Here is a 23,291-nt window from a genome sequence, read left to right on the forward strand (position 1 = left end):
ATCAGAAATCTTTTCATAAGATATTGGTTGACAGTGTAAGTTTGGAATGATAATATATTGAAGGTTGATAGTTAACTGTCTGTACTTACTTAGGAGGATATGAAAATATCTTATGATCAAGTAAAACACGCCAGTGAAACAATCATAGGTATAAAGCAAGCAGTGAAAGCAATGCGTGCTGGACAAGTAACAGCTCTTTTCGTCGCAATTGATGCGGACAATTGGGTAACCGATCCGGCCATTCTTCTCGCGAAAGAAATCGGTGTACCAGTTTACCACGTCGATTCAAAGAAAGAACTTGGAAAAGCTTGCGGCATTCATGTTGGAGCTGCGGTTGTTGCGATTACTGCGATGTAGTTTTTGTGTAAGAATACACAAAAACTTTGTTTTTACCCAAAAAATGAACCACCTGGATGTGTGGTATTGAAACAAGGAAAAAATGAAGGGAGGACAAATCGATGCCTACAATTAACCAATTATTACGTAAGCCTCGTCAATCTAAAAGCACGAAATCAAAATCTCCAGCATTAAACAAAGGATATAACTCATTTAAAAAATCTTTAACTGACGTTAAATCTCCACAAAAACGCGGAGTTTGTACTCGTGTAGGTACAATGACACCACGTAAACCAAACTCAGCTTTACGTAAATACGCTCGTGTACGCTTAACTAACCAACTTGAGGTTACTGCGTATATCCCAGGTGAAGGCCACAACTTACAAGAACACAGTGTAGTTCTTATCCGTGGCGGACGCGTAAAAGACTTAGCGGGTGTTCGTTACCATATCGTACGTGGTGCTCTTGATACAGCTGGTGTAAACGGTCGTTTACAATCACGTTCTAAATACGGAACAAAACGCCCTAAAGAAAAAAAATAATTTAAATTTAAATAGACCACTATTTGAAAGGAGGAAAACACATGCCTCGTAAAGGTCCTGTTTCCAAACGTGACGTGTTACCAGATCCAATTTATAATTCAAAACTAGTAACTCGTTTAATCAACAAAATGATGATTGATGGTAAAAGAGGTACTTCTCAAAAGATTTTATACGGAGCGTTCGAATTAGTTCAAGAGCGTTCAGGTCAAAATGCTTTAGAAGTATTTGAAGCCGCATTAAACAACGTAATGCCAGTATTAGAAGTACGTGCTCGCCGTGTTGGTGGTTCTAACTACCAAGTACCAGTTGAAGTTCGTCCAGAACGTCGTACAACTTTAGGTTTACGTTACCTAGTTAACTATTCTCGTCTTCGTGGTGAAAAAACTATGGAAGAGCGTTTAGCTAACGAAATCTTAGATGCATCAAACAACACTGGTGCTTCAGTTAAGAAACGTGAAGATATGCACAAAATGGCAGAAGCGAACAAAGCATTCGCTCACTACCGTTGGTAATTTAATCTATGCTCTAGCTTGCTAGAGCTTAGGTTTTTTACTTACTTTATATAGTTACCCCAATATGGAAGGAGAAATTTCCTATGAAACGCGAATTCTCTTTAGAGAATACACGTAATATTGGGATCATGGCTCACATTGATGCTGGTAAAACAACAACAACTGAGCGTATCCTTTATTACACTGGTAAGATTCATAAAATCGGTGAAACTCACGATGGCGGTTCTCAAATGGACTGGATGGAGCAAGAACAAGAGCGTGGTATCACGATCACTTCTGCTGCAACAACAGCTCAATGGGATGGTCACCGTATTAACATCATCGATACTCCTGGACACGTAGACTTCACTGTAGAAGTAGAACGTTCTTTACGTGTTCTTGATGGTGCTGTAACAGTATTAGATGCTCAATCAGGTGTTGAGCCTCAAACTGAAACAGTATGGCGTCAAGCTACTACGTACGGGGTTCCTCGTATCGTATTCATCAACAAAATGGATAAAATGGGTGCAGATTTCTTATATTCTGTAGGAACTTTACACGATCGTTTACAAGCGAACGCACACCCAATCCAATTACCAATCGGTGCTGAAGACGAGTTCTCAGCTATCATCGACTTAATCGAAATGAACGCTACGTTCTACGGTAACGAAGATGGTACTGCTGTAACTGTTGGTGAGATTCCAGAATCTCATAAAGCACAAGCTGAAGAGTACCGTGAGAAATTAATCGACGCTGTTGCAAGTGTTGACGAAGATCTTATGGAGAAATACTTAGAAGGCGAAGAAATTACTAAAGAAGAATTAAAAGCGGCTATCCGTAAAGCTACTATCGCGGTAGAATTCTACCCAGTACTTTGTGGTACAGCATTCAAACACAAAGGTGTTCGTAAAATGCTAGACGCAGCTGTTGATTACCTTCCAGCTCCAACTGATGTTCCTGACATTAAAGGTACAGACGTTGATGGCGACGAAGAAATCATCCGTCACTCTTCTGATGACGAGCCATTCTCAGCTCTTGCATTCAAAGTAATGACTGACCCATTCGTAGGTAAATTAACATTCTTCCGTGTGTATTCAGGTACATTAGAATCTGGTTCATACGTACAAAACTCTTCTAAAGGTAAACGTGAGCGCGTAGGTCGTATCCTACAAATGCACGCTAACTCTCGTGAAGAGATTTCTAAAGTATTCGCTGGGGATATCGCAGCAGCAGTAGGTCTTAAAGATACTACTACTGGTGACACTTTATGTGACGAGAAAAACCTTGTTATCTTAGAGTCAATGGAATTCCCTGAGCCAGTAATTTCTCTTTCTGTAGAACCAAAATCTAAAGCTGACCAAGATAAAATGGGTCAAGCATTAGCTAAACTACAAGAAGAAGATCCAACTTTCCGTGCTCATACTGACACAGAAACTGGACAAACAATCATCTCTGGTATGGGTGAGTTACACTTAGACATCCTAGTTGACCGTATGAAACGTGAATTTAAAGTTGAAGCTAACGTTGGTGCTCCAATGGTATCTTACCGTGAGACATTCCGTGGCTCTGCAAAAGTTCAAGGTAAATTCACTCGTCAATCTGGTGGTCGCGGTCAATACGGTGACGTAACGATCGAGTTCTCTCCAAACGAAGAGGGTAAAGGCTTTGAATTCGAAAACGCTATCGTTGGTGGTGTAGTACCTCGTGAATACATCCCTGCAGTAGAAGCGGGTCTTCGTGACTCTCTTGACCGCGGTGTAGTAGCTGGTTACCCACTAATCGACATTAAAGCGAAATTAGTATTCGGTTCTTACCATGACGTTGACTCGAATGAGATGGCGTTCAAAATTGCTGCATCTATGGCATTAAAAGAAGCTGCGAAACGTTGTGACGCAGTAATTTTAGAGCCAATGATGAAAGTAGAAGTTGTAATTCCAGAAGAGTACCTTGGTGATATCATGGGTAACATTACTGCTCGTCGCGGACGCGTTGAGGGTATGGAAGCTCGCGGTAACTCTCAAGTAGTACGTTCTATGGTTCCACTATCTGAAATGTTCGGATATGCTACAACTTTACGTTCTGCAACTCAAGGTCGCGGTGTATTCTCAATGACATTTGATCATTATGAAGAAGTACCAAAATCAATTGCAGAAGACATCATCAAAAAAAATAAAGGTGAATAATTGAAATTTCATCTTGTTTAAAGTATAACTAATTTGTAAACTATGATTGACTGATTATAGATGGGCCCATTTATAATCAGCAATCTTAGAATAAATTTAAAAATAAAACATATCTCTGAGGAGGCAATTTCAAATGGCTAAAGAAAAATTTGACCGTTCAAAAACACATGCTAACGTTGGTACTATCGGACACGTTGACCATGGTAAAACTACTTTAACTGCTGCTATCGCAACAGTATTATCAAAAGCAATGGGTGGAGAAGCTAAATCTTACGCTGACATCGACAATGCACCAGAAGAAAAAGAGCGTGGTATCACAATCAACACTTCTCACGTTGAATATGAAACTGCAACTCGTCACTACGCACACGTAGACTGCCCAGGACACGCTGACTATGTTAAAAACATGATCACTGGTGCTGCACAAATGGACGGCGGTATCTTAGTAGTATCTGCTGCTGACGGCCCAATGCCACAAACTCGTGAGCACATCTTACTTTCTAAACAAGTAGGTGTTCCTTACTTAGTAGTATTCATGAACAAATGTGATATGGTTGATGACGAAGAATTATTAGAATTAGTAGAAATGGAAATCCGTGACTTACTATCTGAATATGACTTCCCAGGCGACGACCTACCAGTAATCAAAGGTTCAGCTCTTAAAGCATTAGAAGGCGAACCAGAATGGGAAGCTAAAATCATCGAATTAATGGACGCTGTTGATTCTTACATCCCAACTCCAGAACGTCAAACTGACAAACCATTCATGATGCCAGTAGAGGACGTATTCTCTATCACTGGTCGTGGTACAGTAGCAACTGGCCGTGTTGAACGTGGTCAAGTTAAAGTTGGTGACGTTGTAGAAGTTATCGGTATCGAAGAAGAAGCTAAAACTACAACTGTAACTGGTGTAGAAATGTTCCGTAAATTATTAGATTACGCTGAAGCTGGTGACAACATCGGTGCTTTATTACGTGGTATCGCTCGTGAAGATATCCAACGTGGTCAAGTATTAGCTAAACCAGGTTCAATCACTCCACACACAAACTTCAAAGCTGAAGTTTATGTATTATCAAAAGAAGAGGGTGGACGTCACACTCCATTCTTCTCTAACTACCGTCCTCAGTTCTACTTCCGTACAACTGATGTAACTGGTATTTGTATGTTACCAGAAGGCGTAGAAATGGTTATGCCTGGCGATAACATCGAAATGACTGTAGAATTAATCGCTCCAATCGCTCTTGAAGAAGGTACTAAGTTCTCTATCCGTGAGGGTGGCCGTACTGTAGGCGCTGGCGTAGTTGCTTCTATCCAAAAATAATTTTAGCTTATAGCTAATTTTCTAAAACACCTCGTAGGGACGCTTGCGAGGTGTTTTTTTGTATACAATATAGTTAAAGTGCATAATGTTTATTCAAAATATGTATTTTATTTATAGTATCTCCTTCAAGTATAATTTTCCTTAAGAACAGGGGATTCAATTACTTAAAGGGGGATTTTTTATGACGAATTATGTACAGGTAGGAAATTTACAAGTTGCTGAGCAATTAGCAGATTTTATTAATAATCGTGTATTACCTGAAAGCGGTGTAGAACAGGAAAGCTTTTGGGCAGGCTTTGATCAATTAATTCATGAATTAGCACCAGAAAATAAAGCGCTATTAGCTCGTCGTGAGGAGTTACAAACGCAAATTAATGAGTGGCATAAAGAAAACTTAAACTTTGATCAGTATAAAGCTTTTTTACAAGAAATCGGCTACTTAGAACCAAAAGTAGAGGATTATAAAGTTGAAACAGAAAATGTAGATGATGAGATTGCGCTACAAGCAGGCCCTCAGCTAGTAGTACCTGTAAATAATGCACGCTATGCAATTAATGCAGCAAATGCACGCTGGGGTAGTTTGTATGATGCGCTATATGGTACAGATGTTATTAGTGACGAAGACGGAGCTGCAGCAGGTAAAGGCTACAATCCGACGCGTGGAAATAAAGTAATTGCCTATGCAAAGGATTTTTTAAATAAGGCGGCTGCGTTACAGCAAGGTTCGCATGCAGATGTAACAAGTTACGTAATTGTCGATGGTGCGCTTGAAGTGACATTAGCAGATGGGACAAAAACTACTTTAGCTCAAGGTGAAAAGTTAGTTGGTTATCAAGGGAATGCTAGTGCACCAACAGCGGTTTTACTAGTAAATAATGATCTACACATTGAAATCCAAATCGACCGTACGCATCCAATTGGTAAAGAAGATACGGCAGGCGTGAAGGATGTTTATTTAGAATCAGCAGTGACGACAATTATGGACTGCGAGGATTCTGTGGCGGCAGTAGATGCAGAAGACAAGGTTGAGGTGTATTCTAATTGGTTAGGTCTGATGAAGGGCGACCTTTCAGCAACGTTTGAAAAAGGTTCGAAAACAATGACACGTACATTGAATCCAAACCGTGTATACACAGGGGTTAACGGAGAGGCTGTAACATTAAATGGTCGTTCGTTAATGTTTGTTCGTAATGTGGGGCATTTAATGACAAACCCAGCTATTTTAGATAACGACGGTAATGAAGTTCCTGAAGGCATTATGGACGGAGTTATTACGAGTTTAATTGCGAAGCATGAAGTGTTAGGTAGTGGTCAGCACAAAAATTCTCAAAAAGGTTCAGTGTACATTGTAAAACCAAAAATGCATGGTCCTACAGAAGTAGCGTTTGCCAATAAGTTATTTGCAAAAGTGGAAGATTTAATTGGCTTAGAGCGCTTTACATTAAAAATTGGGGTTATGGATGAAGAGCGTCGTACATCATTAAACTTGAAAGCATGTATTAAAGAAGTGAAAAATCGTGTTGTTTTCATTAACACAGGCTTCTTAGATCGTACGGGTGACGAAATTCATACATCAATGGAAGCTGGCGCAATGATTCGTAAAGGGGAAATGAAAGTATCGCCTTGGTTAACTTCATATGAAAAATCAAATGTAATTGTTGGCCTAAATGCAGGGTTACAAGGTCGCGCGCAAATTGGTAAAGGAATGTGGGCAATGCCGGATTTAATGGCTGAAATGATTAAGCAAAAGATTGGTCATCCGCAAGCAGGTGCGAATACAGCATGGGTTCCATCACCAACGGCAGCGACTTTACACGCAACGCATTACCATGAAGTAAATGTAAAAGATGTGCAAAAGGGGATTGCAACGTCTGAAGATTTACAGGATGCTATTTTACAAATTCCAGTTGCGCCATCTACAGATTGGTCGCCAGAGGAAATTCAACAAGAGTTGGATAACAACGCACAAGGGATTTTAGGTTATGTAGTGCGCTGGGTTGAGCATGGGGTTGGTTGTTCGAAAGTGCCAGATATTAATAATATCGGCTTAATGGAAGACCGTGCAACACTGCGTATTTCTAGTCAGCATGTGGCGAACTGGTTACATCACGGTATTTGCACAACAGCGCAAGTGGAAGAAACGCTAAAGCGTATGGCAAAAGTAGTAGATGAACAAAATGCAGATGATGCGGCATATTCACCAATGTCGGCTAACTACGAGGAGTCAGTAGCGTTCCAAGCTGCGAGCGATTTAGTGTTTAAAGGATATGATCAGCCAAGTGGTTATACAGAGCCGATTTTACACAAAAAACGTATTGAAGCGAAAGCACAACAAAAAGTAAACGCTTAAAATATATGCCTAGTCTTTGTGAAAGTGGACTAGGCGTTTTTCTATTGTAAAACAAACTCATGAGCAAGCTGAATGAATTCGCGCACCGAGTAAGGTAAGTATTTATTTTTCTTCCATGTAATACCCAGTTCCAAATGAATGGCATCTTCTTGAAATGGAATGCGCTTAATCGATTTATAGGAAATCTTTTCAGCAATTTTTTGTGGTAAGAGCGCAATGCCGAGACGTGCTTGTACCATTTCAATGAATAAATCCTTTTGCGTTGTTTCACAGGCAATGTTCGGGTAAAACCCATATTTTGAGCATTCTTCAATAATACGATCAAATAGAATAAAATCTTTACGATAAATAATAAATGCTTCGTTTGTTAAATCGCTCATTGTAATTGCTTGCTGTTGCGCGAGTGGGTGGCTTTCATGAACGATAAGCTGCAACGGATCTTTTAAAAAGCGAATTGTTTCTAAGTTTTCGTTTGTGGATGTGACACTGCAAACCAGACCAATATCAAGTTCCCCTGTTTCGATTTCCTCACGAATCCGCTTTGTACCAACTTCGGTCAATAATATTACGATATAGGGATTTTGTTCTTTATAAACACTAATAAGCCGTGAGAAAAATTCCGCTCCGACAATCGGAGGAATGCCAATCCGAATTTGTCCCTTTTTTAACTGCATGAGATCCGTTAATTCAGAGCGCAGATTTTGAAATGATTCGAGCACTTGCATCGAATTGATGAGCACAGCTTGCCCGGCGTCAGTTAGCTCGAGTTGCCTCGATGAGCGATAAAATAATGGTACGCCAAGCTCGGCTTCAAAGTTTTGAATGGCTTTACTGATGGATGGCTGCGAAACATGTAAAGTGGTAGCCGCTTTTGTGAAGCTTAGCTGTTTGGCGACCTCTACAAAATATTCAATTTGGCGAATATCCATTTTTTTCACCTCGGGTTGCAGTAATTGACTCGATTATAGCAAAGTTTATACAACTTGGAATATAGTGTATTTTGTATAATAGGAAGTAAGGAGTGTGATTGTAAATGAAAGTATTATTAATTGAAGATGATATGTCGATTTTTTCACTAATTGCCGAGCGTTTTCGTCAATGGAATATTGATGTTGTCGGACCGGATAATTTTCATCAAGTGATGGCAACGTTTGTAGAAGAAAAACCACAGCTAGTGTTAATTGATATTCAATTACCAGCATTTGACGGATTTCACTGGTGTCGAGAAATTCGAACAAACTCGAATGTACCCATTTTATTTTTATCGTCACGTGATCATCCGATGGACATGGTGATGGCAATGCAAATGGGGGCCGATGATTTTGTGCAAAAGCCATTTCATATGGAGGTGCTGATTGCAAAGGTACAGGCATTATTGCGTCGTACATACGATTATCAAGAGACATCGCAAAGTGAGAGTGAGCATTGGTGCGGGACAGAAATTAATTATGACCGAGCACTTGTCCAATTTCAAAATAAGCAAGTCGAGCTAACGAAAAATGAGTTGTTTATTTTAAAGGTTTTAGTGAAGGCAAAAGGGCAAATTGTCTCGCGGGATGACTTAATGCGTAAGCTATGGGACGATGAGCGTTTTGTAAATGACAATACGCTAACCGTCAATGTTAATCGCTTGCGCCAACGCTTAGAGGAAATTGGCTTATTCGATGTTATTGTTACAAAAAAGGGGCTTGGTTATATGGCGGTGAGTGAATGATTCGCTTATTTTTTAAGCAGCACCTTTTGTGGCTTGTATTTTTAGTGATGCTACAAACTGTAATCAATTTAATTTTATATGTAGATAAGGGCTTTCAAGGGGTATCCTTTTTTTATATAAACCTTGTTTGGCTGGTGCTAATAGCAATGTTTTTATTGTGGCGTTATTTAATAGAGGTGCGAACGATGAGAGGCTATGCAGTAGAAGGGGAAAGCTATGCTGAAGCAGTTAAGCTAGATTATGAGGAACGGCTTACACGTAACAAGGTAGAGCTGCAGGAGCAAAGACTGCTGCTATTAGAGCGTCAGGATGAGCTATTGGCATGGGTACATGAAATGAAATCACCAATGACTGCGATGCAGCTACTTGTTGAACGCATGGAGGATATGGAGGTAAAAGAGCGCTTTGAAACAGAGTGGCTACGACTCTATTTATTATTAGATCAGCAGCTCCATGCAACACGTCTGTTAACAATTGAGCAGGATAATCGAATTGAACGAGTGGCATTAAAAGCTGTACTTGTGGAGGAAATAAAGGAGCTTCGTAGCTGGTGCTTTGAGAAGCAAATTGCGATTGAGTTAGAGGATGTGGAACTTGAGGTGCTAACAGACCGTAAATGGCTCGCCTTTATTGTACGCCAAATGTTTTCGAATGCTGTGAAGTATAGTCATATAGGCGGTGAAGTTCAATTATCAACCGTTTCTAATAATGGACAGCTTGCCTTATTGATTCAAGATAATGGTGTAGGTATTAAGCAAGAAGATTTGCCACGCGTGTTTCGTAAATCGTATACAGGAACAATTGGTCGTGAAACAAGTGCAGCAACGGGCATGGGCTTGTATTTAGCTAAACAGGCAGCCGATTCGCTTCGGCTTAAGATAGTCATTGAATCCACTGAATCTATCGGAACAACAGTAAAAATTCTATTTCCAAAAGACAATATGTATAACGAAACGCTTCTTACGTGACAACTTCGTCACTTAGGAGGTGTTTTTGTCATGTAAATCAAACGATTTCATGATGAGATGCGGGTACAATAGAAAATAAGAAAAGAGGCTGATGAAAAATGAGTATTTTAATCGCACGTAAAGTTCGAAAAACATATGGAAAACGAACTTTAGCACAAGAGGTGTTAAAGGGCATTGATTTAGAAGTAGAAAAAGGTGAATTTGTTGGCATTATGGGGCCTTCTGGTTCGGGGAAAACGACTTTGCTTAACGTTTTATGCTCGATTGATCAAGTGACAGATGGACTTGTTGAAATTAATGGCCAAAAATTGCAGGGCATGAAAGAACGTGCGCTAGCGAAGTTTCGTCGTGATGAACTAGGCTTTATTTTTCAGGATTATAATTTGTTAGATACATTAACGGTGAAGGAAAATATTCTATTACCATTATCATTAAGCTCGATCCCAAAGGCAGCAGCGGAGCATCGCTTACTGGAGCTGGTGAAAATTTTAGGGATTGAGGAAATTTTAGCGAAATACCCAAATGAAATTTCAGGCGGACAAAAGCAACGTACGTCAGCGGCACGTGCATTAATTTCGAATCCATCGCTTGTTTTTGCAGATGAGCCAACAGGAGCCCTTGATTCAAAGTCGGCTACTGCAATGTTAGGTAATCTTTCGAAAATTAATGAGACAAAGCAGGCAACGATTATGATGGTAACGCATGATGCAGTGGCAGCGAGCTTTTGTTCACGTGTGCTATTTTTAAAGGATGGTAATATTTATACGGAATTGTACAAAGGTGACAAATCTCGCACAGAGTTTTTCCAACAAATTTTAAGTACGCAAAGTGTTCTAGGCGGTGAGCAAGATGAAGCTTAGTCAACTTGTGTTAAAAAGCATGCAAAAAAACATGCGTCACTATTATTTATATTTTTTCGCACTAATTTTTAGTGTGACGCTGTTTTTCTCGTTTGTCACATTGCAGTACAATGAATCAATTATTGAAGCAACAAAGGCCAGTGGAACTGCATCGGCCGGCTTTGAAGCGGCTTCGTATATGCTGTATTTCATTGTGTTATTTTTTGTTTTGTATGCGAATCATTTATTTATTAAACGTCGCAGTAAGGAAATTGGGCTTTATCAATTAATTGGAATGACAAAGGGACTAGTGACGCGCTTAATTGCCTTTGAAAATATTTTATTATTTGCTGGGGCAGTTAGTATCGGTATGATGCTAGGTCTACTAAGCTCGCGTTTATTTACGATGATTTTATTGAAGCTTTTACAATTTGACGCAGTAGTAACAATGTCCTTTAGTAAAGTAGCAGTTATCAATACGCTCATAGTATTTGGTATTTTACTTGTAATCATTTTATTACAAATGGCATTTATGGTGCGTAAAACAACATTATTATCACTATTTAATGCCTCAAAGCAAGCAGATGAGCGTGTAAAGCGTTTTAGTGTATTTCCAATGCTTATGGGTGCAGTTGGTATAGGGTTAATTGTGTATGGTTATTACGAAAGTACGGTGTTATTATCAGCAGAAACAAAGAATTTATTTTTAAGCATGTTGCTTATTTTAGCAACGACAATTGGGGGCACGTATTTTGTGTTCCGCTACTCGGTAGCATTTGTATTAAATTTATTCCGACTAAGTAAAAAAGGACATTTAAATTTAACTGACGTACTCGCATTAACACCGATTATGCATCGCATGAAAAGTAATGCAAAATCACTGACGCTTATTACAGTGTTAACGGCGGTGTCTTTAGCGATTACTACACTGTCTTATATTAGCTATTATTCAGCAAGCTCATCAGCTGAAGAGCGAGTGCCAGCTGATTATGTAACAGTAGATGGGCGTGAAGCAGCATTTTTAACAGCGTTAGATGCGCAGGAGATTGCTTATACAACTAAAACGATGAATTTAACAAGTGCTCAAGTGGATTTGGCTGAAATATTTGATAAAAAGTCAATAGAACTGTTTGGGGATAATACGCTGGGTAACACACTTGTTATTTCATTATCGGATTATCAGCAAATCGATCCAACACTTCATTTAGCAGCAGGAGAGGCTATTTTAACATCGTACAACGGTTTTATGTCTAATTTAATTCCGATTGTTGCGCCGTTAGAGCTAACATTGCTACACGGGGAACATCAATTCCCTATTCATATTAAACGAATAGACGAAGAATCGATTTTAGCGTGGCGTATTACATCTGGTGGCTTTGTTATTGTAGCAGAGGATGCGGTATTTAAAGAACTTCAACAATTAAATGAAGGCGAATCCTTTGGCTATGTAACAAAATCGCAAACAACGGTAGATTTAGTTGATGCAAACGAGGAAACATATGAGCAAGTAGAAAAGTTGTATAAAACAACAGGCGCTAATATTTTCCGGGAATCTCAAGAAGATGGTCAAATCAGGAAATTAAGCTCGCAACAAACGGAGGTTAAAGAAAATTTAAATATGTTTGGTACAACGATTTTCACAACAGCCTTTTTAGGTTTAGCATTCTTACTAGCGACAGGCAGCATTTTATACTTTAAACAAATGTCTGAAGCAGATGAAGAGGCAGAATCTTATAAAATCTTACGTAAAATTGGCTTTACACAGGATGAGTTACTACGAGGCATTATGATGAAGCAAGTCTTTAACTTTGGTGTACCGTTAGTAATTGGGTTATTGCATAGCTATTTTGCAGTTAAGTCAGGTTGGTTCTTATTCGGTACAGAAATGACAACACCTCTTCTTATTACAATGGCGCTTTATATTAGTATGTATATTCTTTTTGCGGCTCTTACGATCAATTATTACAAAAAAATTATTAAACAAGCTTTATAAACCTCCAAAACCGTCAATTTTTCCTCGATTGGCGGTTTTTATAGATGTGTTTACATTGACGTACGTGCATTTTTCTTGTAACTTTAACACATTAGTAATTTAGCATACGAAAGCGAAGTGTACAACATGAATGCTGTTTTAGTAGCGGTAGGAGTCATGCTTATTTTGAGCTTATTGCGTATAAATGTCGTTTTATCCTTAACAGTTGGGGCCATTGTTGGTGGGCTAGCTGGCGGTTTAAATATTATGGAGACCATTGATTCCTTTGTTGGCGGTCTTGGTGGTGGTGCAACGATTGCCCTTAGCTATGCGCTACTTGGTGGATTTGCATTAGCAATTTCGCGAACGGGTGTACCAGAAGTATTGGTAAAGGCCATTTTAAAATTAGTGCAAAAAGAAGGCGACACCCAAAAGAAAGGCGCTGCAAAGGGATTAATTTTCTTTGTGTTGTTAGCAATGGCAATTATGTCGCAGAACTTAATTCCAGTGCATATTGCATTTATTCCATTAATCGTACCGCCAATGATTAAATTAATGAATATGCTACAAATTGATCGTCGTTTAATCGCATGTATTTTAACATTTGGTTTAGTTATGACGTATATGTTTATTCCTGCAGGCTTCGGTTTAATTTATCAAGACATTATTGTGACACAAATGGGCCTAGCAGGGCTTGATGTAACAATGGAGGATGTTCCAAAGGCAATGGCAATCGTTGCGTTAGGGATGGTTGTAGGGCTTGTAGGAGCCTTTATTGCATATCGTAAACCACGCCAATATAAAAATGTAGAAATAAAAACGTCAAATGACTTAAATAAAGAAGTAAAAACACGAAATTTAGTATTTGCAGCAATTGCGCTAGTGGCATCATTAGCCGTTCAAATTCCAACAGATTCAATGATTATCGGTTCGCTTGTTGGGATTAGCATCTTATATGTAACGGGTGCTTTAAAAATGAAGGAAGCCGATGAAGTACTTTCTGATGGGATGCGAATGATGGCGTTTGTTGGATTTGTTATGATTTCAGCAAATGGATTCTCGGCTGTTATAAATGCGACAGGAGACGTAAAACCACTAGTTGCTGAAGCGATGGGATTATTTGGTGGGAGCATTAGCGTTGCAGTACTCGTAATGTTAATCGTCGGGTTAATCGTAACAATGGGAATTGGTTCTTCATTTGCAACGATACCGATTATCGCGGCAATCTTTGTTCCAATTGCTATGGAACTTGGTTTAAGCGAATTAGCGATCATTTGTCTAATTGGTACAGCAGGTGTACTTGGTGATGCGGGTTCACCAGCATCTGATTCTACACTTGGTCCAACAGCAGGATTAAACGTTGATGGACAGCACAATCATATATGGGATACATGTGTACCAACTTTTATTTTCTATAACATTCCACAAATCATTTTCGGCTGGATTGCAGTGGTTTTCTTCCTATAATAATGTCGTCACTTTCTAGAAAAAGAAAGTGGCGATTTTTTGTTGGTTTGAAAATTAACGATTAATATATTTTCAGAATATTTTATTTTAAGAGCTTCAACACCTTTTTAGTTGCTTTCAGTCGAATACTCTTATATACTAGGAAACGGCTCAAAAAGAGCGAATGAGTATAAAATAAAGAATACAACATTATTTAAAAAGAATTTTGCTAAAACACTTGCGAACTTCTTTTTTATTGTATATAATGTTGAATGTTGGTCTTTGACTGCGAAGAAGCGAGAGGTTGCCGACACACCCGGCCGCTTTGCCATGGCGCTGTGACGGAGAAATTTTCGTGGAGAATGTCTAGAAAATAGGCGAGAAGGAGGGAAAGTAATGGCAAAACAAAAAATTCGTATTCGTTTAAAAGCGTATGATCACCGAATCCTTGGTCAATCTGCTGAGAAAATCGTTGAAACTGCGAAACGTTCAGGTGCTGGAGTATCAGGTCCGATTCCACTACCAACTGAAAGATCTGTATACACGATCTTACGTGCGGTTCATAAGTACAAAGATTCTCGTGAGCAATTTGAAATGCGCACACATAAACGTCTTATCGACATCGTTAACCCAACACCACAAACTGTTGACGCGTTAATGAAGCTTGATTTACCATCTGGCGTTGATATCGAAATCAAACTTTAATGGTAAAAACACAATATAAACTTTTTAAAAATTTACAGGAGGTGTGACATAATGACTAAAGGAATCTTAGGTAGAAAAATTGGTATGACTCAAGTTTTCGCTGAAAACGGAGATCTTATCCCAGTAACAGTAATCGAAGCTACTCCAAACGTAGTTTTACAAAAGAAAACTGTTGAAACTGATGGCTACGAAGCAATCCAAATTGGTTTTGAAGACAAGCGCGTTAAGCTTTCTAACAAACCAGAACAAGGGCACGTAGCAAAAGCAAACACGGCTCCTAAGCGCTTCATCCGTGAGTTCCGTAATTTAGATACTACGGCTTACGAAGTTGGTCAAGAAGTCAACGTAGAAATTTTCGCAGAAGGCGATGTAATTGATGTAACTGGTGTTACTAAAGGTAAAGGTTTCCAAGGTGTAATTAAACGCCATGGTCAATCTCGCGGACCTATGTCTCACGGTTCTCGTTATCACCGTCGTCCTGGTTCAATGGGTCCAGTTGCTCCGAACCGCGTATTCAAACAAAAGAAATTACCTGGTCAAATGGGTGCTGTCGTTAAAACAATCCAAAACCTTGAAATCGTTAAGGTTGATGTTGAGCGTAACCTATTATTAGTTAAAGGTAATGTTCCTGGTTCTAAAAAAGCATTAGTAACAGTTAAAACTGCTATTAAATCTAAATAATTCTCTGAAGAAAGGAGGAAACAGGAATGACAAAAGTATCTGTACTTAGTCAAACGGGTGCTTCAGTAGGCGAAATCGAATTAAACGATGCGATCTTCGGAATCGAGCCAAATGAAGCAGTATTATTCGACGCAGTAGTTGCTCAACGTGCTTCTCTACGTCAAGGTAATCACAAAGTTAAAACACGTTCTGAGGTTGCTGGTGGTGGTCGTAAACCATGGCGTCAAAAAGGAACTGGTCGTGCTCGTCAAGGTTCGATCCGCTCTCCACAATGGCGTGGTGGTGGTACTGTATTCGGTCCTACTCCACGTAGCTACGCTTACAAGTTACCAAAGAAAGTTCGTCGCTTAGCTCTTAAATCAGCTTTATCAGCTAAAGTGTTAGAACAAAACTTTGTAGTTTTAGATGCATTAACTTTCGATGCACCAAAAACGAAAGATTTCAAAGCAGTATTAGCTGCATTAGAAATCAACAAAAAAGCATTATTCGTAACTGCTGAAGTTAACGAAAACGCTATTTTATCTGCTCGTAACATCCCTGGTGTTACAGTGTTAACAGCTACTGGAATCAATGTTCTTGATCTTTTAGGTCACGATAAAATTGTATTCACACAAGATGCTGTGAAAAAAGTTGAGGAGGTGCTTGGATAATGGAAGCACGTGATATTTTAAAACGTCCAGTCATTACTGAGCGTTCTTCAGAAATTATGGCAGAGAAAAAGTATACTTTCGAAGTAGACACTCGCGCTAACAAAACTCAAGTTAAAGACGCTGTTGAAGAAATCTTCGGTGTTAAAGTTGAGAAAGTAAACGTAATGAACTACAAAGGTAAGTTCAAACGCGTTGGTAAATTCGGTGGGTACACTAACAAACGTCGTAAAGCAATTGTTAAATTAACTGCTGATTCAAAAGAAATCGAATTATTCGAAATCTAATTTTTAATATATAGCAACATTTAAGAAGGAGGGAAAACAAATGGCGATTAAAAAGTATAAGCCAACCTCAAATGGTCGTCGTAACATGACATCATCTGACTTTGCTGAGATTACTACTAATAAACCTGAAAAGTCTTTATTAAAACCAATCAAACGCAAAGCTGGTCGTAATAACCAAGGTAAAATTACTGTTCGACATCACGGTGGTGGTCACAAGAAACAATACCGTGTTATCGATTTTAAACGTCTTAAAGACGGCATTCCAGGACGCGTTGCTACAATTGAGTATGATCCAAACCGTTCTGCGAACATCGCTTTAATCAACTATGCTGACGGTGAAAAACGTTACATCTTAGCTCCAAAAGGATTAGAAGTAGGTCAAACGATCGTATCTGGTCCAGAAGCGGATATTAAAGTAGGTAACGCTTTACCATTAGCGAATATTCCAATGGGTACAACTATCCATAACATCGAAATGAAACCTGGTAAAGGTGGACAATTAGTACGTTCTGCTGGTACATCAGCTCAAGTATTAGGTCGTGAAGGCAAATACGTTATCGTACGTCTACAATCTGGTGAAGTACGTTTAATCCTTGCTGACTGCCGCGCAACAATCGGACAAGTTGGTAACGAACAACACGAACTTATTAACATCGGTAAAGCAGGTCGTTCTCGTTGGTTAGGTAAACGCCCAACAGTACGTGGTTCTGTAATGAACCCTAACGATCACCCACACGGTGGTGGTGAAGGACGTTCTCCAATTGGACGTAAATCTCCAATGACACCATGGGGTAAACCAACTCTTGGTTACAAAACTCGTAACAAGAAAAATAAATCATCTAAATTTATTATTCGCGGACGTAAAAAATAATGTGGTAACACTACGGTTCTGCTTGAGAGCCGTGGTCGTATCACGAAGGGAGGTTCCTAAATGGGTCGCAGCATGAAAAAAGGCCCTTTTGCAGACGATCACCTTATGAAAAAGGTGGTAGCTCAAGAGGCTTCTGAGAAGAAACAAGTTATTAAAACTTGGTCTCGCCGTTCTACTATTTTCCCTAACTTCATCGGTTTAACAATCGCTGTATATGATGGACGTAAACATGTTCCTGTATACGTAACTGAAGATATGGTTGGCCATAAACTAGGTGAATTCGCACCAACACGTACTTATAAAGGTCACGGTGCAGATGACAAGAAAACAAGACGCTAATTTTGAGAGGAGGTAAATCCTAATGACACAAGCTAAAGCTATCGCTCGCACAGTTCGTATCGCTCCTCGTAAAGTACGTCTAGTAGTAGACTTAATCCGAGGAAAGCAAATCGGTGAAGCAGTTGCAATTTTACGTCATACTCCAAAAGCGGCGTCTCCAGTCGTTGAGAAAGTATTAAAATCTGCAGTCGCTAACGCTGAACACAACTACGAGTTAGATATTAATAACTTAGTTGTATCTGAAATCTTTGTAGATGAAGGTCCAACATTAAAACGTTTCCGTCCACGTGCCCAAGGTCGTGCATCGGCAATTAACAAACGTACTAGCCACATTACAATCGTGGTATCTGAGAAGAAGGGGGTTTAATCCGTGGGTCAAAAAGTACATCCAATAGGACTTCGTGTTGGTATTATTCGTGACTGGGAATCAAAGTGGTTCGCTGAAAAAGATTATGCTAATCTTTTACATGAAGATATCAAAATTCGTAAATATATCGAAACTCAACTTAAAGATGCATCTGTATCTAAAGTAGAAATCGAACGCGCTGCAAGTCGCGTGAATGTTACAATTCACACTGCGAAACCAGGTATGGTAATCGGTAAAGGTGGTACGGAAGTTGAAAACTTACGTAAACACTTATCTGATGTAACTGGTAAACGCGTTCACATCAATATCATTGAAATCAAACGTGCAGATCTTGATGCTAAATTAGTAGCTGAAAATATTGCTCGTCAACTTGAGAACCGCGTATCATTCCGTCGTGCTCAAAAACAATCGATCCAACGCACAATGCGCGCTGGAGCAAAAGGTATTAAAACACAAGTATCTGGTCGTTTAGGTGGCGCTGATATCGCGCGTGCTGAACACTATAGCGAAGGAACTGTACCACTTCATACATTACGTGCTGACATTGATTATGCACATGCTGAAGCTGATACAACTTACGGTAAACTAGGTGTTAAAGTTTGGATCTACCGTGGAGAAGTCCTTCCTACTAAAAAGAACTCTGTGGAAGGAGGCAAATAATATGTTATTACCTAAACGCGTAAAATATCGTCGTGAACACCGTGGTAACATGCGTGGAGAAGCGAAAGGCGGTAAAGAAGTATCATTTGGTGAATTCGGCTTACAAGCTGTAACAGCATCATGGATCACTAACCGTCAAATCGAATCTGCTCGTATCGCAATGACTCGTTACATGAAACGTGGCGGTAAAGTTTGGATCAAAATCTTCCCACATAAGCCTTACACGAAAAAGCCTCTAGAAGTCCGCATGGGTTCTGGTAAAGGTTCTCCTGAAGGTTGGGTTGCAGTAGTAAAACCAGGAAAAGTAATGTTTGAAATTGCCGGTGTATCTGAAGAGATCGCACGTGAGGCACTTCGTTTAGCATCACACAAACTTCCTGTTAAATGTAAGATTGTAAAACGTCAAGAAACTGGTGGTGAATCTAATGAAAGCTAATGAAATCCGTGACCTTGCCACTTCTGAAATTGAGTTAAAAGTGAAATCACTGAAAGAAGAGCTTTTCAACCTTCGCTTCCAATTGGCGACTGGTCAATTAGAAAACACAGCTCGCATTCGTGAAGTTCGCAAAGCGATCGCACGTATGAGAACTGTGATTCGTGAAAGAGAAATCAGTGCAAATAACTGATAAAGGAGGGTTTTAAGTATGACTGAGCGTAACCAACGCAAAGTTTACACAGGCCGTGTTGTTTCTGACAAAATGGATAAAACTATCACTGTTTTAGTTGAAACTCACAAAAAGCATAAGCTTTACGGTAAACGTGTAAAATACTCTAAAAAGTATAAAGCTCATGATGAGCAAAACACTGCGAAAATCGGTGATATCGTACGTATCATGGAAACTCGCCCGCTATCAGCTACTAAGCGCTTCCGTTTAGTTGAAGTTGTAGAAAAAGCGGTTATTATTTAATAACACATTTCGGAATAAAATATATTTCCGAAGGGAGGTAACCTAAGTGATTCAACAAGAAAGTCGTATGAAAGTTGCTGACAACTCAGGTGCACGTGAAGTTTTAACTATTAAAGTACTTGGTGGTTCTGGACGTAAAACTGCTAACATCGGCGATATCGTCGTTTGTACAGTTAAGAAAGCAACACCAGGTGGCGTTGTCAAAAAAGGTGACGTTGTTAAGGCTGTTATCGTTCGCACTAAATCAGGTGCACGTCGTAAAGACGGTACTTACATCAAATTTGACGAGAACGCTTGCGTAATCATCAAAGACGATAAATCACCACGCGGAACTCGTATTTTCGGACCAGTCGCACGTGAATTACGTGATGGCAACTTCATGAAGATCGTTTCTCTAGCTCCAGAAGTTCTTTAATTTCATGACAGTACCAATCAAGGAGGTGCGACACATTATGCATGTTAAAAAGGGCGATAAAGTAAAAGTAATTACTGGTAAAGATAAAGGTAAAGAAGGCGTTATCTTAGCAGCTTTCCCAAAACAAGACCGCGTTCTTGTTGAAGGTGTAAACATCGTTAAGAAACACGTTAAACCTAATCAACTTAACCCACAAGGTGGTATTGTATCTCAAGAAGCTGCAATCCACGTTTCGAACGTAATGCTTATCGATCCAAAATCTGGCGAGCCGACTCGTGTAGGTTTTGAGATCAAAGATGGCAAAAAAGTTCGTGTTGCAAAAAAATCAGGTGTAGTAATCGACTAATAGTAAAAATAAGAAGGGAGGTACAAACATGAGCCGCCTAAAAGACAAATATTTAAATGAAGTATCACCTGCTCTTATGAGCAAGTTTGAATATAAATCAGTTATGCAACTTCCAAAAGTGGAGAAGATCGTAATCAACATGGGTGTTGGTGACGCTGTTCAAAACTCTAAAGCTCTAGATGTAGCTGTGGAAGAATTAACAATCATCACTGGTCAAAAACCAGTTGTAACTAAAGCGAAAAAATCTATCGCAGGTTTCCGTTTACGTGAAGGCCAAGCAATCGGTGCTAAAGTTACATTACGCGGTGAGCGTATGTATGAATTCCTGGACAAATTAATCTCAATCTCTTTACCACGTGTACGTGACTTCCGCGGTGTTTCTAAAAAAGCATTCGACGGTCGTGGTAACTACACATTAGGTGTTAAAGAGCAATTAATTTTCCCAGAAATCGATTACGATAAAGTTTCAAAAGTACGCGGTATGGACATCGTTATCGTAACTACTGCGAATTCTGACGAAGAAGCTCGCGAGTTATTAACACAGTTCGGTATGCCGTTCCAAAAGTAATATAAATAAGGAGGGCGAAAACGTGGCTAAAAAATCAATGGTTGTTAAACAACAACGCACGCAAAAGTTCAAAGTACAAGAATATACACGTTGTGAACGCTGTGGTCGTCCACACTCTGTATACCGCAAATTTAAACTTTGCCGTATTTGTTTCCGTGAACTTGCATATAAGGGACAAATTCCTGGCGTTAAGAAAGCCAGCTGGTAATCCCCTAATTTGGGAAGGAGGTAAATTTCATGACAATGACAGATCCGATTGCAGATATGCTTACACGCATTCGTAATGCAAACATGGTACGTCACGAGAAGTTAGAGGTTCCTGCTTCTAACTTAAAGAAAGAGATCGCTGAAATCTTAAAGCGTGAAGGTTTCGTACGTGACGTTGAGTACGTAGAAGACAACAAGCAAGGTATCATCCGTATCTTCTTAAAATACGGTAAAGATAACGAGCGTGTTATTACTGGCTTAAAACGTATTTCTAAACCAGGATTACGTGTATACGCTAAAACTAACGAAGTACCTAAAGTATTAAACGGTCTTGGTATCGCTTTAGTATCAACTTCAACTGGTTTATTAACTGACAAAGAAGCTCGCGCTAAACAAGTTGGCGGAGAAATCTTAGCATACATTTGGTAATTAGTAAGAAAAGAACGGAGGTGCAACATAAATGTCTCGCGTAGGTAAAAAGATTATCGAGGTTCCTGCTGGCGTAACAGTTGAAGTGAAAGCTGAAAACACTGTTACTGTTAAAGGTCCAAAAGGCGAATTAACTCGTCAATTCCATCAAGATATGAAAATCGAGCAAGAAGGCAACATCCTTACAGTTGTTCGCCCTTCTGAATCGAAAGAACACCGTACTAACCACGGTACAACTCGTGCGTTATTAGCTAACATGGTAACTGGTGTTTCTGAAGGTTTCTCTCGTACTCTAGAACTTATCGGTGTAGGTTACCGTGCACAATTACAAGGTAACAAGCTTGTATTAAACGTTGGTTACTCTCACCCAGTTGAGTTTACACCTGAACAAGGTTTAGAGGTTGAAGTTCCTTCAAACACAAAAATCATCGTTAAAGGTATTTCTAAAGAGCGTGTTGGTGCTTTAGCATCTAACATCCGCGACGTACGTCCACCAGAGCCATACAAAGGTAAAGGTATTCGTTACGAAGGTGAAATCGTTCGCCGTAAAGAAGGTAAAACTGGTAAATAATGCGGCTTAAATCGCATTAATATATGAAAGGAGTGACCACTGTGATTACGAAACAAGATAAAAATCAAGTTCGTAAAAAACGTCATGGGCGTGTTCGTTCTAAAATTTCGGGTACTGCACAACGTCCACGTTTAAACGTATTCCGTTCTAACAAGAACATCTATGCACAATTAATCGATGACGTAGCTGGCGTAACATTAGTTTCTGCTAATACTCAAGAAAAAGTTTTCGAAGGTATGGGCTCAAACGTAGAAGCTGCAGCTAAAATCGGTGAAACAATCGCTAAACGCGCTGCTGAAAAAAATATTACAACTGTAGTATTTGACCGTAGCGGTTACTTATATCATGGACGTGTGAAAGCTTTAGCAGAAGCTGCACGTGAAAACGGCTTAGAATTTTAATAAGAAGGAGGGACATACTTCATGAGTCGCATTGACGCAAACAAATTAGAACTTGAAGAACGCGTTGTAACAATCAACCGTGTTGCTAAAGTTGTTAAAGGTGGTCGTCGCTTCCGCTTCACTGCTCTAGTAGTAGTAGGAGATAAAAATGGTCATGTAGGTTTCGGTACTGGTAAAGCTCAAGAGGTTCCAGACGCAATCCGCAAAGCTGTTGAAGACGCGAAGAAAAACTTAATCGAAGTACCACGCGTGGGTGGAACTACTCCACACTTAGTGCAAGGTCGCTTCGGTGCAGGTTCAATCTTAATCAAACCTGCTGCTCCTGGTACAGGGGTTATCGCTGGTGGTCCAGTACGTGCGGTACTAGAACTAGCTGGTATTACTGATATTCTTTCAAAATCTCTTGGTTCAAACACACCAATCAACATGGTGCGTGCAACTGTAGCAGGTTTAACTGAATTAAAACGCGCAGAGGATGTAGCAAAACTACGCGGTAAATCAGTGGAAGAGTTATTAGGATAAGGGGGGAATTATAATGGCTAAATTACAAATCACCCTTACTAAATCTGTGATCGGTACTAAACCAAACCAACGTAAAGTTGTTGAGGCATTAGGATTACGTAAATTAAACCAAACTGTGGAACAAGCTGATAACGCTGCAATCCGCGGTATGATTACAAAAGTAGCTCACTTAGTTACTGTAAAAGAAATTTAATTTCAATATATA

Annotated in this window: 32 protein-coding genes; 31 read left to right on the forward strand and 1 reads right to left on the reverse strand. The window is 39.5% G+C overall.

Annotated features, from left to right (window positions below; genetic code table 11):
- Positions 1 to 105: 105 nt before the first annotated feature.
- The 6 genes from LZ480_RS16955 to LZ480_RS16980 all read left to right on the forward strand — a co-directional run bounded on the left by LZ480_RS16955 (position 106) and on the right by LZ480_RS16980 (position 7,223).
- Entirely contained in the window at positions 106 to 357 is a 252-nt protein-coding gene (locus LZ480_RS16955) for a ribosomal L7Ae/L30e/S12e/Gadd45 family protein (protein ID WP_241370784.1), read from the forward strand.
- A 101-nt stretch (positions 358 to 458) separates the two neighbouring features.
- Positions 459 to 878 carry a 30S ribosomal protein S12 gene (rpsL, locus tag LZ480_RS16960; RefSeq protein ID WP_241370731.1) on the forward strand — a complete coding sequence of 140 codons (420 nt, stop codon included), beginning with the start codon at positions 459 to 461 and terminating at the stop codon, positions 876 to 878.
- A 41-nt stretch (positions 879 to 919) separates the two neighbouring features.
- A complete protein-coding gene (gene rpsG / locus LZ480_RS16965; RefSeq protein WP_241370732.1) occupies positions 920 to 1,390 on the forward strand; it encodes a 30S ribosomal protein S7 in 471 nt (156 codons plus the stop codon).
- 83 nt (positions 1,391 to 1,473) lie between these two features.
- The gene (gene fusA, locus LZ480_RS16970; protein WP_241370733.1) at positions 1,474 to 3,552 is read left to right on the forward strand and encodes an elongation factor G; all 2,079 of its coding nucleotides are present in this window, start codon (positions 1,474 to 1,476) and stop codon (positions 3,550 to 3,552) included.
- Between the two features lie 133 nt (positions 3,553 to 3,685).
- Positions 3,686 to 4,873, forward strand: a complete 1,188-nt coding sequence (gene tuf, locus LZ480_RS16975; RefSeq protein WP_241370734.1) for an elongation factor Tu — start codon at positions 3,686 to 3,688, stop codon at positions 4,871 to 4,873.
- A 181-nt stretch (positions 4,874 to 5,054) separates the two neighbouring features.
- Positions 5,055 to 7,223: a malate synthase G gene (locus tag LZ480_RS16980; protein ID WP_241370735.1), complete on the forward strand. Its 2,169-nt coding sequence runs from the start codon at positions 5,055 to 5,057 to the stop codon at positions 7,221 to 7,223.
- Positions 7,224 to 7,264: 41 nt separating this feature from the next.
- Here the strand turns inward: LZ480_RS16980 and LZ480_RS16985 are convergent, their stop codons facing one another.
- On the reverse strand, positions 7,265 to 8,152 hold the full coding sequence (locus LZ480_RS16985; RefSeq protein WP_241370736.1) for a LysR family transcriptional regulator: 888 nt from the start codon (positions 8,150 to 8,152) through the stop codon (positions 7,265 to 7,267).
- Between the two features lie 104 nt (positions 8,153 to 8,256).
- Here LZ480_RS16985 and LZ480_RS16990 point away from each other — a divergent pair, with 104 nt between their 5' ends.
- The 25 genes from LZ480_RS16990 to rpmD all read left to right on the forward strand — a co-directional run bounded on the left by LZ480_RS16990 (position 8,257) and on the right by rpmD (position 23,279).
- Positions 8,257 to 8,937 carry a response regulator transcription factor gene (locus LZ480_RS16990; protein ID WP_241370737.1) on the forward strand — a complete coding sequence of 227 codons (681 nt, stop codon included), beginning with the start codon at positions 8,257 to 8,259 and terminating at the stop codon, positions 8,935 to 8,937.
- Positions 8,934 to 9,905: a sensor histidine kinase gene (locus tag LZ480_RS16995; protein ID WP_241370738.1), complete on the forward strand. Its 972-nt coding sequence runs from the start codon at positions 8,934 to 8,936 to the stop codon at positions 9,903 to 9,905. The genes LZ480_RS16990 and LZ480_RS16995 overlap by 4 nt, the downstream gene beginning before the upstream one ends.
- 98 nt (positions 9,906 to 10,003) lie before the next feature.
- Positions 10,004 to 10,765: an ABC transporter ATP-binding protein gene (locus tag LZ480_RS17000; RefSeq protein WP_241370739.1), complete on the forward strand. Its 762-nt coding sequence runs from the start codon at positions 10,004 to 10,006 to the stop codon at positions 10,763 to 10,765.
- On the forward strand, positions 10,755 to 12,737 hold the full coding sequence (locus LZ480_RS17005; RefSeq protein ID WP_241370740.1) for an ABC transporter permease: 1,983 nt from the start codon (positions 10,755 to 10,757) through the stop codon (positions 12,735 to 12,737). The genes LZ480_RS17000 and LZ480_RS17005 overlap by 11 nt, the downstream gene beginning before the upstream one ends.
- Positions 12,738 to 12,863: 126 nt before the next feature.
- Positions 12,864 to 14,183, forward strand: a complete 1,320-nt coding sequence (locus tag LZ480_RS17010; RefSeq protein ID WP_241370741.1) for a Na+/H+ antiporter family protein — start codon at positions 12,864 to 12,866, stop codon at positions 14,181 to 14,183.
- A 375-nt stretch (positions 14,184 to 14,558) separates the two neighbouring features.
- Positions 14,559 to 14,867: a 30S ribosomal protein S10 gene (gene rpsJ, locus LZ480_RS17015; RefSeq protein ID WP_241370742.1), complete on the forward strand. Its 309-nt coding sequence runs from the start codon at positions 14,559 to 14,561 to the stop codon at positions 14,865 to 14,867.
- Positions 14,868 to 14,918: 51 nt separating this feature from the next.
- Positions 14,919 to 15,548, forward strand: coding sequence for a 50S ribosomal protein L3 (rplC, locus tag LZ480_RS17020; protein ID WP_241370743.1), 630 nt, complete (start codon positions 14,919 to 14,921; stop codon positions 15,546 to 15,548).
- Between the two features lie 26 nt (positions 15,549 to 15,574).
- Positions 15,575 to 16,198 carry a 50S ribosomal protein L4 gene (gene rplD / locus LZ480_RS17025; RefSeq protein ID WP_241370744.1) on the forward strand — a complete coding sequence of 208 codons (624 nt, stop codon included), beginning with the start codon at positions 15,575 to 15,577 and terminating at the stop codon, positions 16,196 to 16,198.
- Positions 16,198 to 16,482: a 50S ribosomal protein L23 gene (gene rplW / locus LZ480_RS17030; RefSeq protein WP_008406966.1), complete on the forward strand. Its 285-nt coding sequence runs from the start codon at positions 16,198 to 16,200 to the stop codon at positions 16,480 to 16,482. The genes rplD and rplW overlap by 1 nt, the downstream gene beginning before the upstream one ends.
- Before the next feature lie 40 nt (positions 16,483 to 16,522).
- Positions 16,523 to 17,353 carry a 50S ribosomal protein L2 gene (gene rplB / locus LZ480_RS17035; RefSeq protein ID WP_241370745.1) on the forward strand — a complete coding sequence of 277 codons (831 nt, stop codon included), beginning with the start codon at positions 16,523 to 16,525 and terminating at the stop codon, positions 17,351 to 17,353.
- A 60-nt stretch (positions 17,354 to 17,413) separates the two neighbouring features.
- Entirely contained in the window at positions 17,414 to 17,692 is a 279-nt protein-coding gene (gene rpsS / locus LZ480_RS17040; protein WP_241370746.1) for a 30S ribosomal protein S19, read from the forward strand.
- Between the two features lie 22 nt (positions 17,693 to 17,714).
- A complete protein-coding gene (gene rplV, locus LZ480_RS17045; RefSeq protein WP_191701159.1) occupies positions 17,715 to 18,059 on the forward strand; it encodes a 50S ribosomal protein L22 in 345 nt (114 codons plus the stop codon).
- 3 nt (positions 18,060 to 18,062) lie between these two features.
- Positions 18,063 to 18,719, forward strand: coding sequence for a 30S ribosomal protein S3 (gene rpsC, locus LZ480_RS17050; protein ID WP_241370747.1), 657 nt, complete (start codon positions 18,063 to 18,065; stop codon positions 18,717 to 18,719).
- 1 nt (position 18,720) lies between these two features.
- Positions 18,721 to 19,155 carry a 50S ribosomal protein L16 gene (gene rplP, locus LZ480_RS17055; RefSeq protein ID WP_241370748.1) on the forward strand — a complete coding sequence of 145 codons (435 nt, stop codon included), beginning with the start codon at positions 18,721 to 18,723 and terminating at the stop codon, positions 19,153 to 19,155.
- Positions 19,145 to 19,345 carry a 50S ribosomal protein L29 gene (rpmC, locus tag LZ480_RS17060; RefSeq protein ID WP_241370749.1) on the forward strand — a complete coding sequence of 67 codons (201 nt, stop codon included), beginning with the start codon at positions 19,145 to 19,147 and terminating at the stop codon, positions 19,343 to 19,345. The genes rplP and rpmC overlap by 11 nt, the downstream gene beginning before the upstream one ends.
- Before the next feature lie 18 nt (positions 19,346 to 19,363).
- A complete protein-coding gene (gene rpsQ, locus LZ480_RS17065; RefSeq protein WP_241370750.1) occupies positions 19,364 to 19,627 on the forward strand; it encodes a 30S ribosomal protein S17 in 264 nt (87 codons plus the stop codon).
- A gap of 46 nt (positions 19,628 to 19,673) precedes the next feature.
- Positions 19,674 to 20,042 carry a 50S ribosomal protein L14 gene (rplN, locus tag LZ480_RS17070; protein ID WP_008406955.1) on the forward strand — a complete coding sequence of 123 codons (369 nt, stop codon included), beginning with the start codon at positions 19,674 to 19,676 and terminating at the stop codon, positions 20,040 to 20,042.
- A 37-nt stretch (positions 20,043 to 20,079) separates the two neighbouring features.
- Entirely contained in the window at positions 20,080 to 20,388 is a 309-nt protein-coding gene (rplX, locus tag LZ480_RS17075; RefSeq protein ID WP_241370751.1) for a 50S ribosomal protein L24, read from the forward strand.
- A 28-nt stretch (positions 20,389 to 20,416) separates the two neighbouring features.
- Positions 20,417 to 20,956 (forward strand): 50S ribosomal protein L5, encoded by a 540-nt coding sequence (rplE, locus tag LZ480_RS17080; protein WP_241370752.1) that lies wholly within the window; start codon positions 20,417 to 20,419, stop codon positions 20,954 to 20,956.
- Positions 20,957 to 20,978: 22 nt separating this feature from the next.
- A complete protein-coding gene (locus LZ480_RS17085; RefSeq protein WP_108714275.1) occupies positions 20,979 to 21,164 on the forward strand; it encodes a type Z 30S ribosomal protein S14 in 186 nt (61 codons plus the stop codon).
- A gap of 29 nt (positions 21,165 to 21,193) precedes the next feature.
- The gene (gene rpsH, locus LZ480_RS17090; protein ID WP_241370753.1) at positions 21,194 to 21,592 is read left to right on the forward strand and encodes a 30S ribosomal protein S8; all 399 of its coding nucleotides are present in this window, start codon (positions 21,194 to 21,196) and stop codon (positions 21,590 to 21,592) included.
- 31 nt (positions 21,593 to 21,623) lie between these two features.
- Complete coding sequence (gene rplF / locus LZ480_RS17095; protein ID WP_241370754.1) at positions 21,624 to 22,163, forward strand: 50S ribosomal protein L6; 540 nt, start codon at positions 21,624 to 21,626, stop codon at positions 22,161 to 22,163.
- A gap of 41 nt (positions 22,164 to 22,204) precedes the next feature.
- On the forward strand, positions 22,205 to 22,564 hold the full coding sequence (gene rplR / locus LZ480_RS17100; RefSeq protein WP_241370755.1) for a 50S ribosomal protein L18: 360 nt from the start codon (positions 22,205 to 22,207) through the stop codon (positions 22,562 to 22,564).
- Between the two features lie 21 nt (positions 22,565 to 22,585).
- Entirely contained in the window at positions 22,586 to 23,086 is a 501-nt protein-coding gene (rpsE, locus tag LZ480_RS17105) for a 30S ribosomal protein S5 (RefSeq protein ID WP_099425582.1), read from the forward strand.
- Positions 23,087 to 23,096: 10 nt separating this feature from the next.
- Positions 23,097 to 23,279: a 50S ribosomal protein L30 gene (gene rpmD, locus LZ480_RS17110; RefSeq protein WP_241370785.1), complete on the forward strand. Its 183-nt coding sequence runs from the start codon at positions 23,097 to 23,099 to the stop codon at positions 23,277 to 23,279.
- The last annotated feature ends 12 nt before the right edge of the window (positions 23,280 to 23,291 follow it).

It is taken from the genome of Solibacillus palustris, from assembly GCF_022549215.1.
In the GTDB taxonomy this organism is placed as follows: domain Bacteria; phylum Bacillota; class Bacilli; order Bacillales_A; family Planococcaceae; genus Solibacillus; species Solibacillus daqui.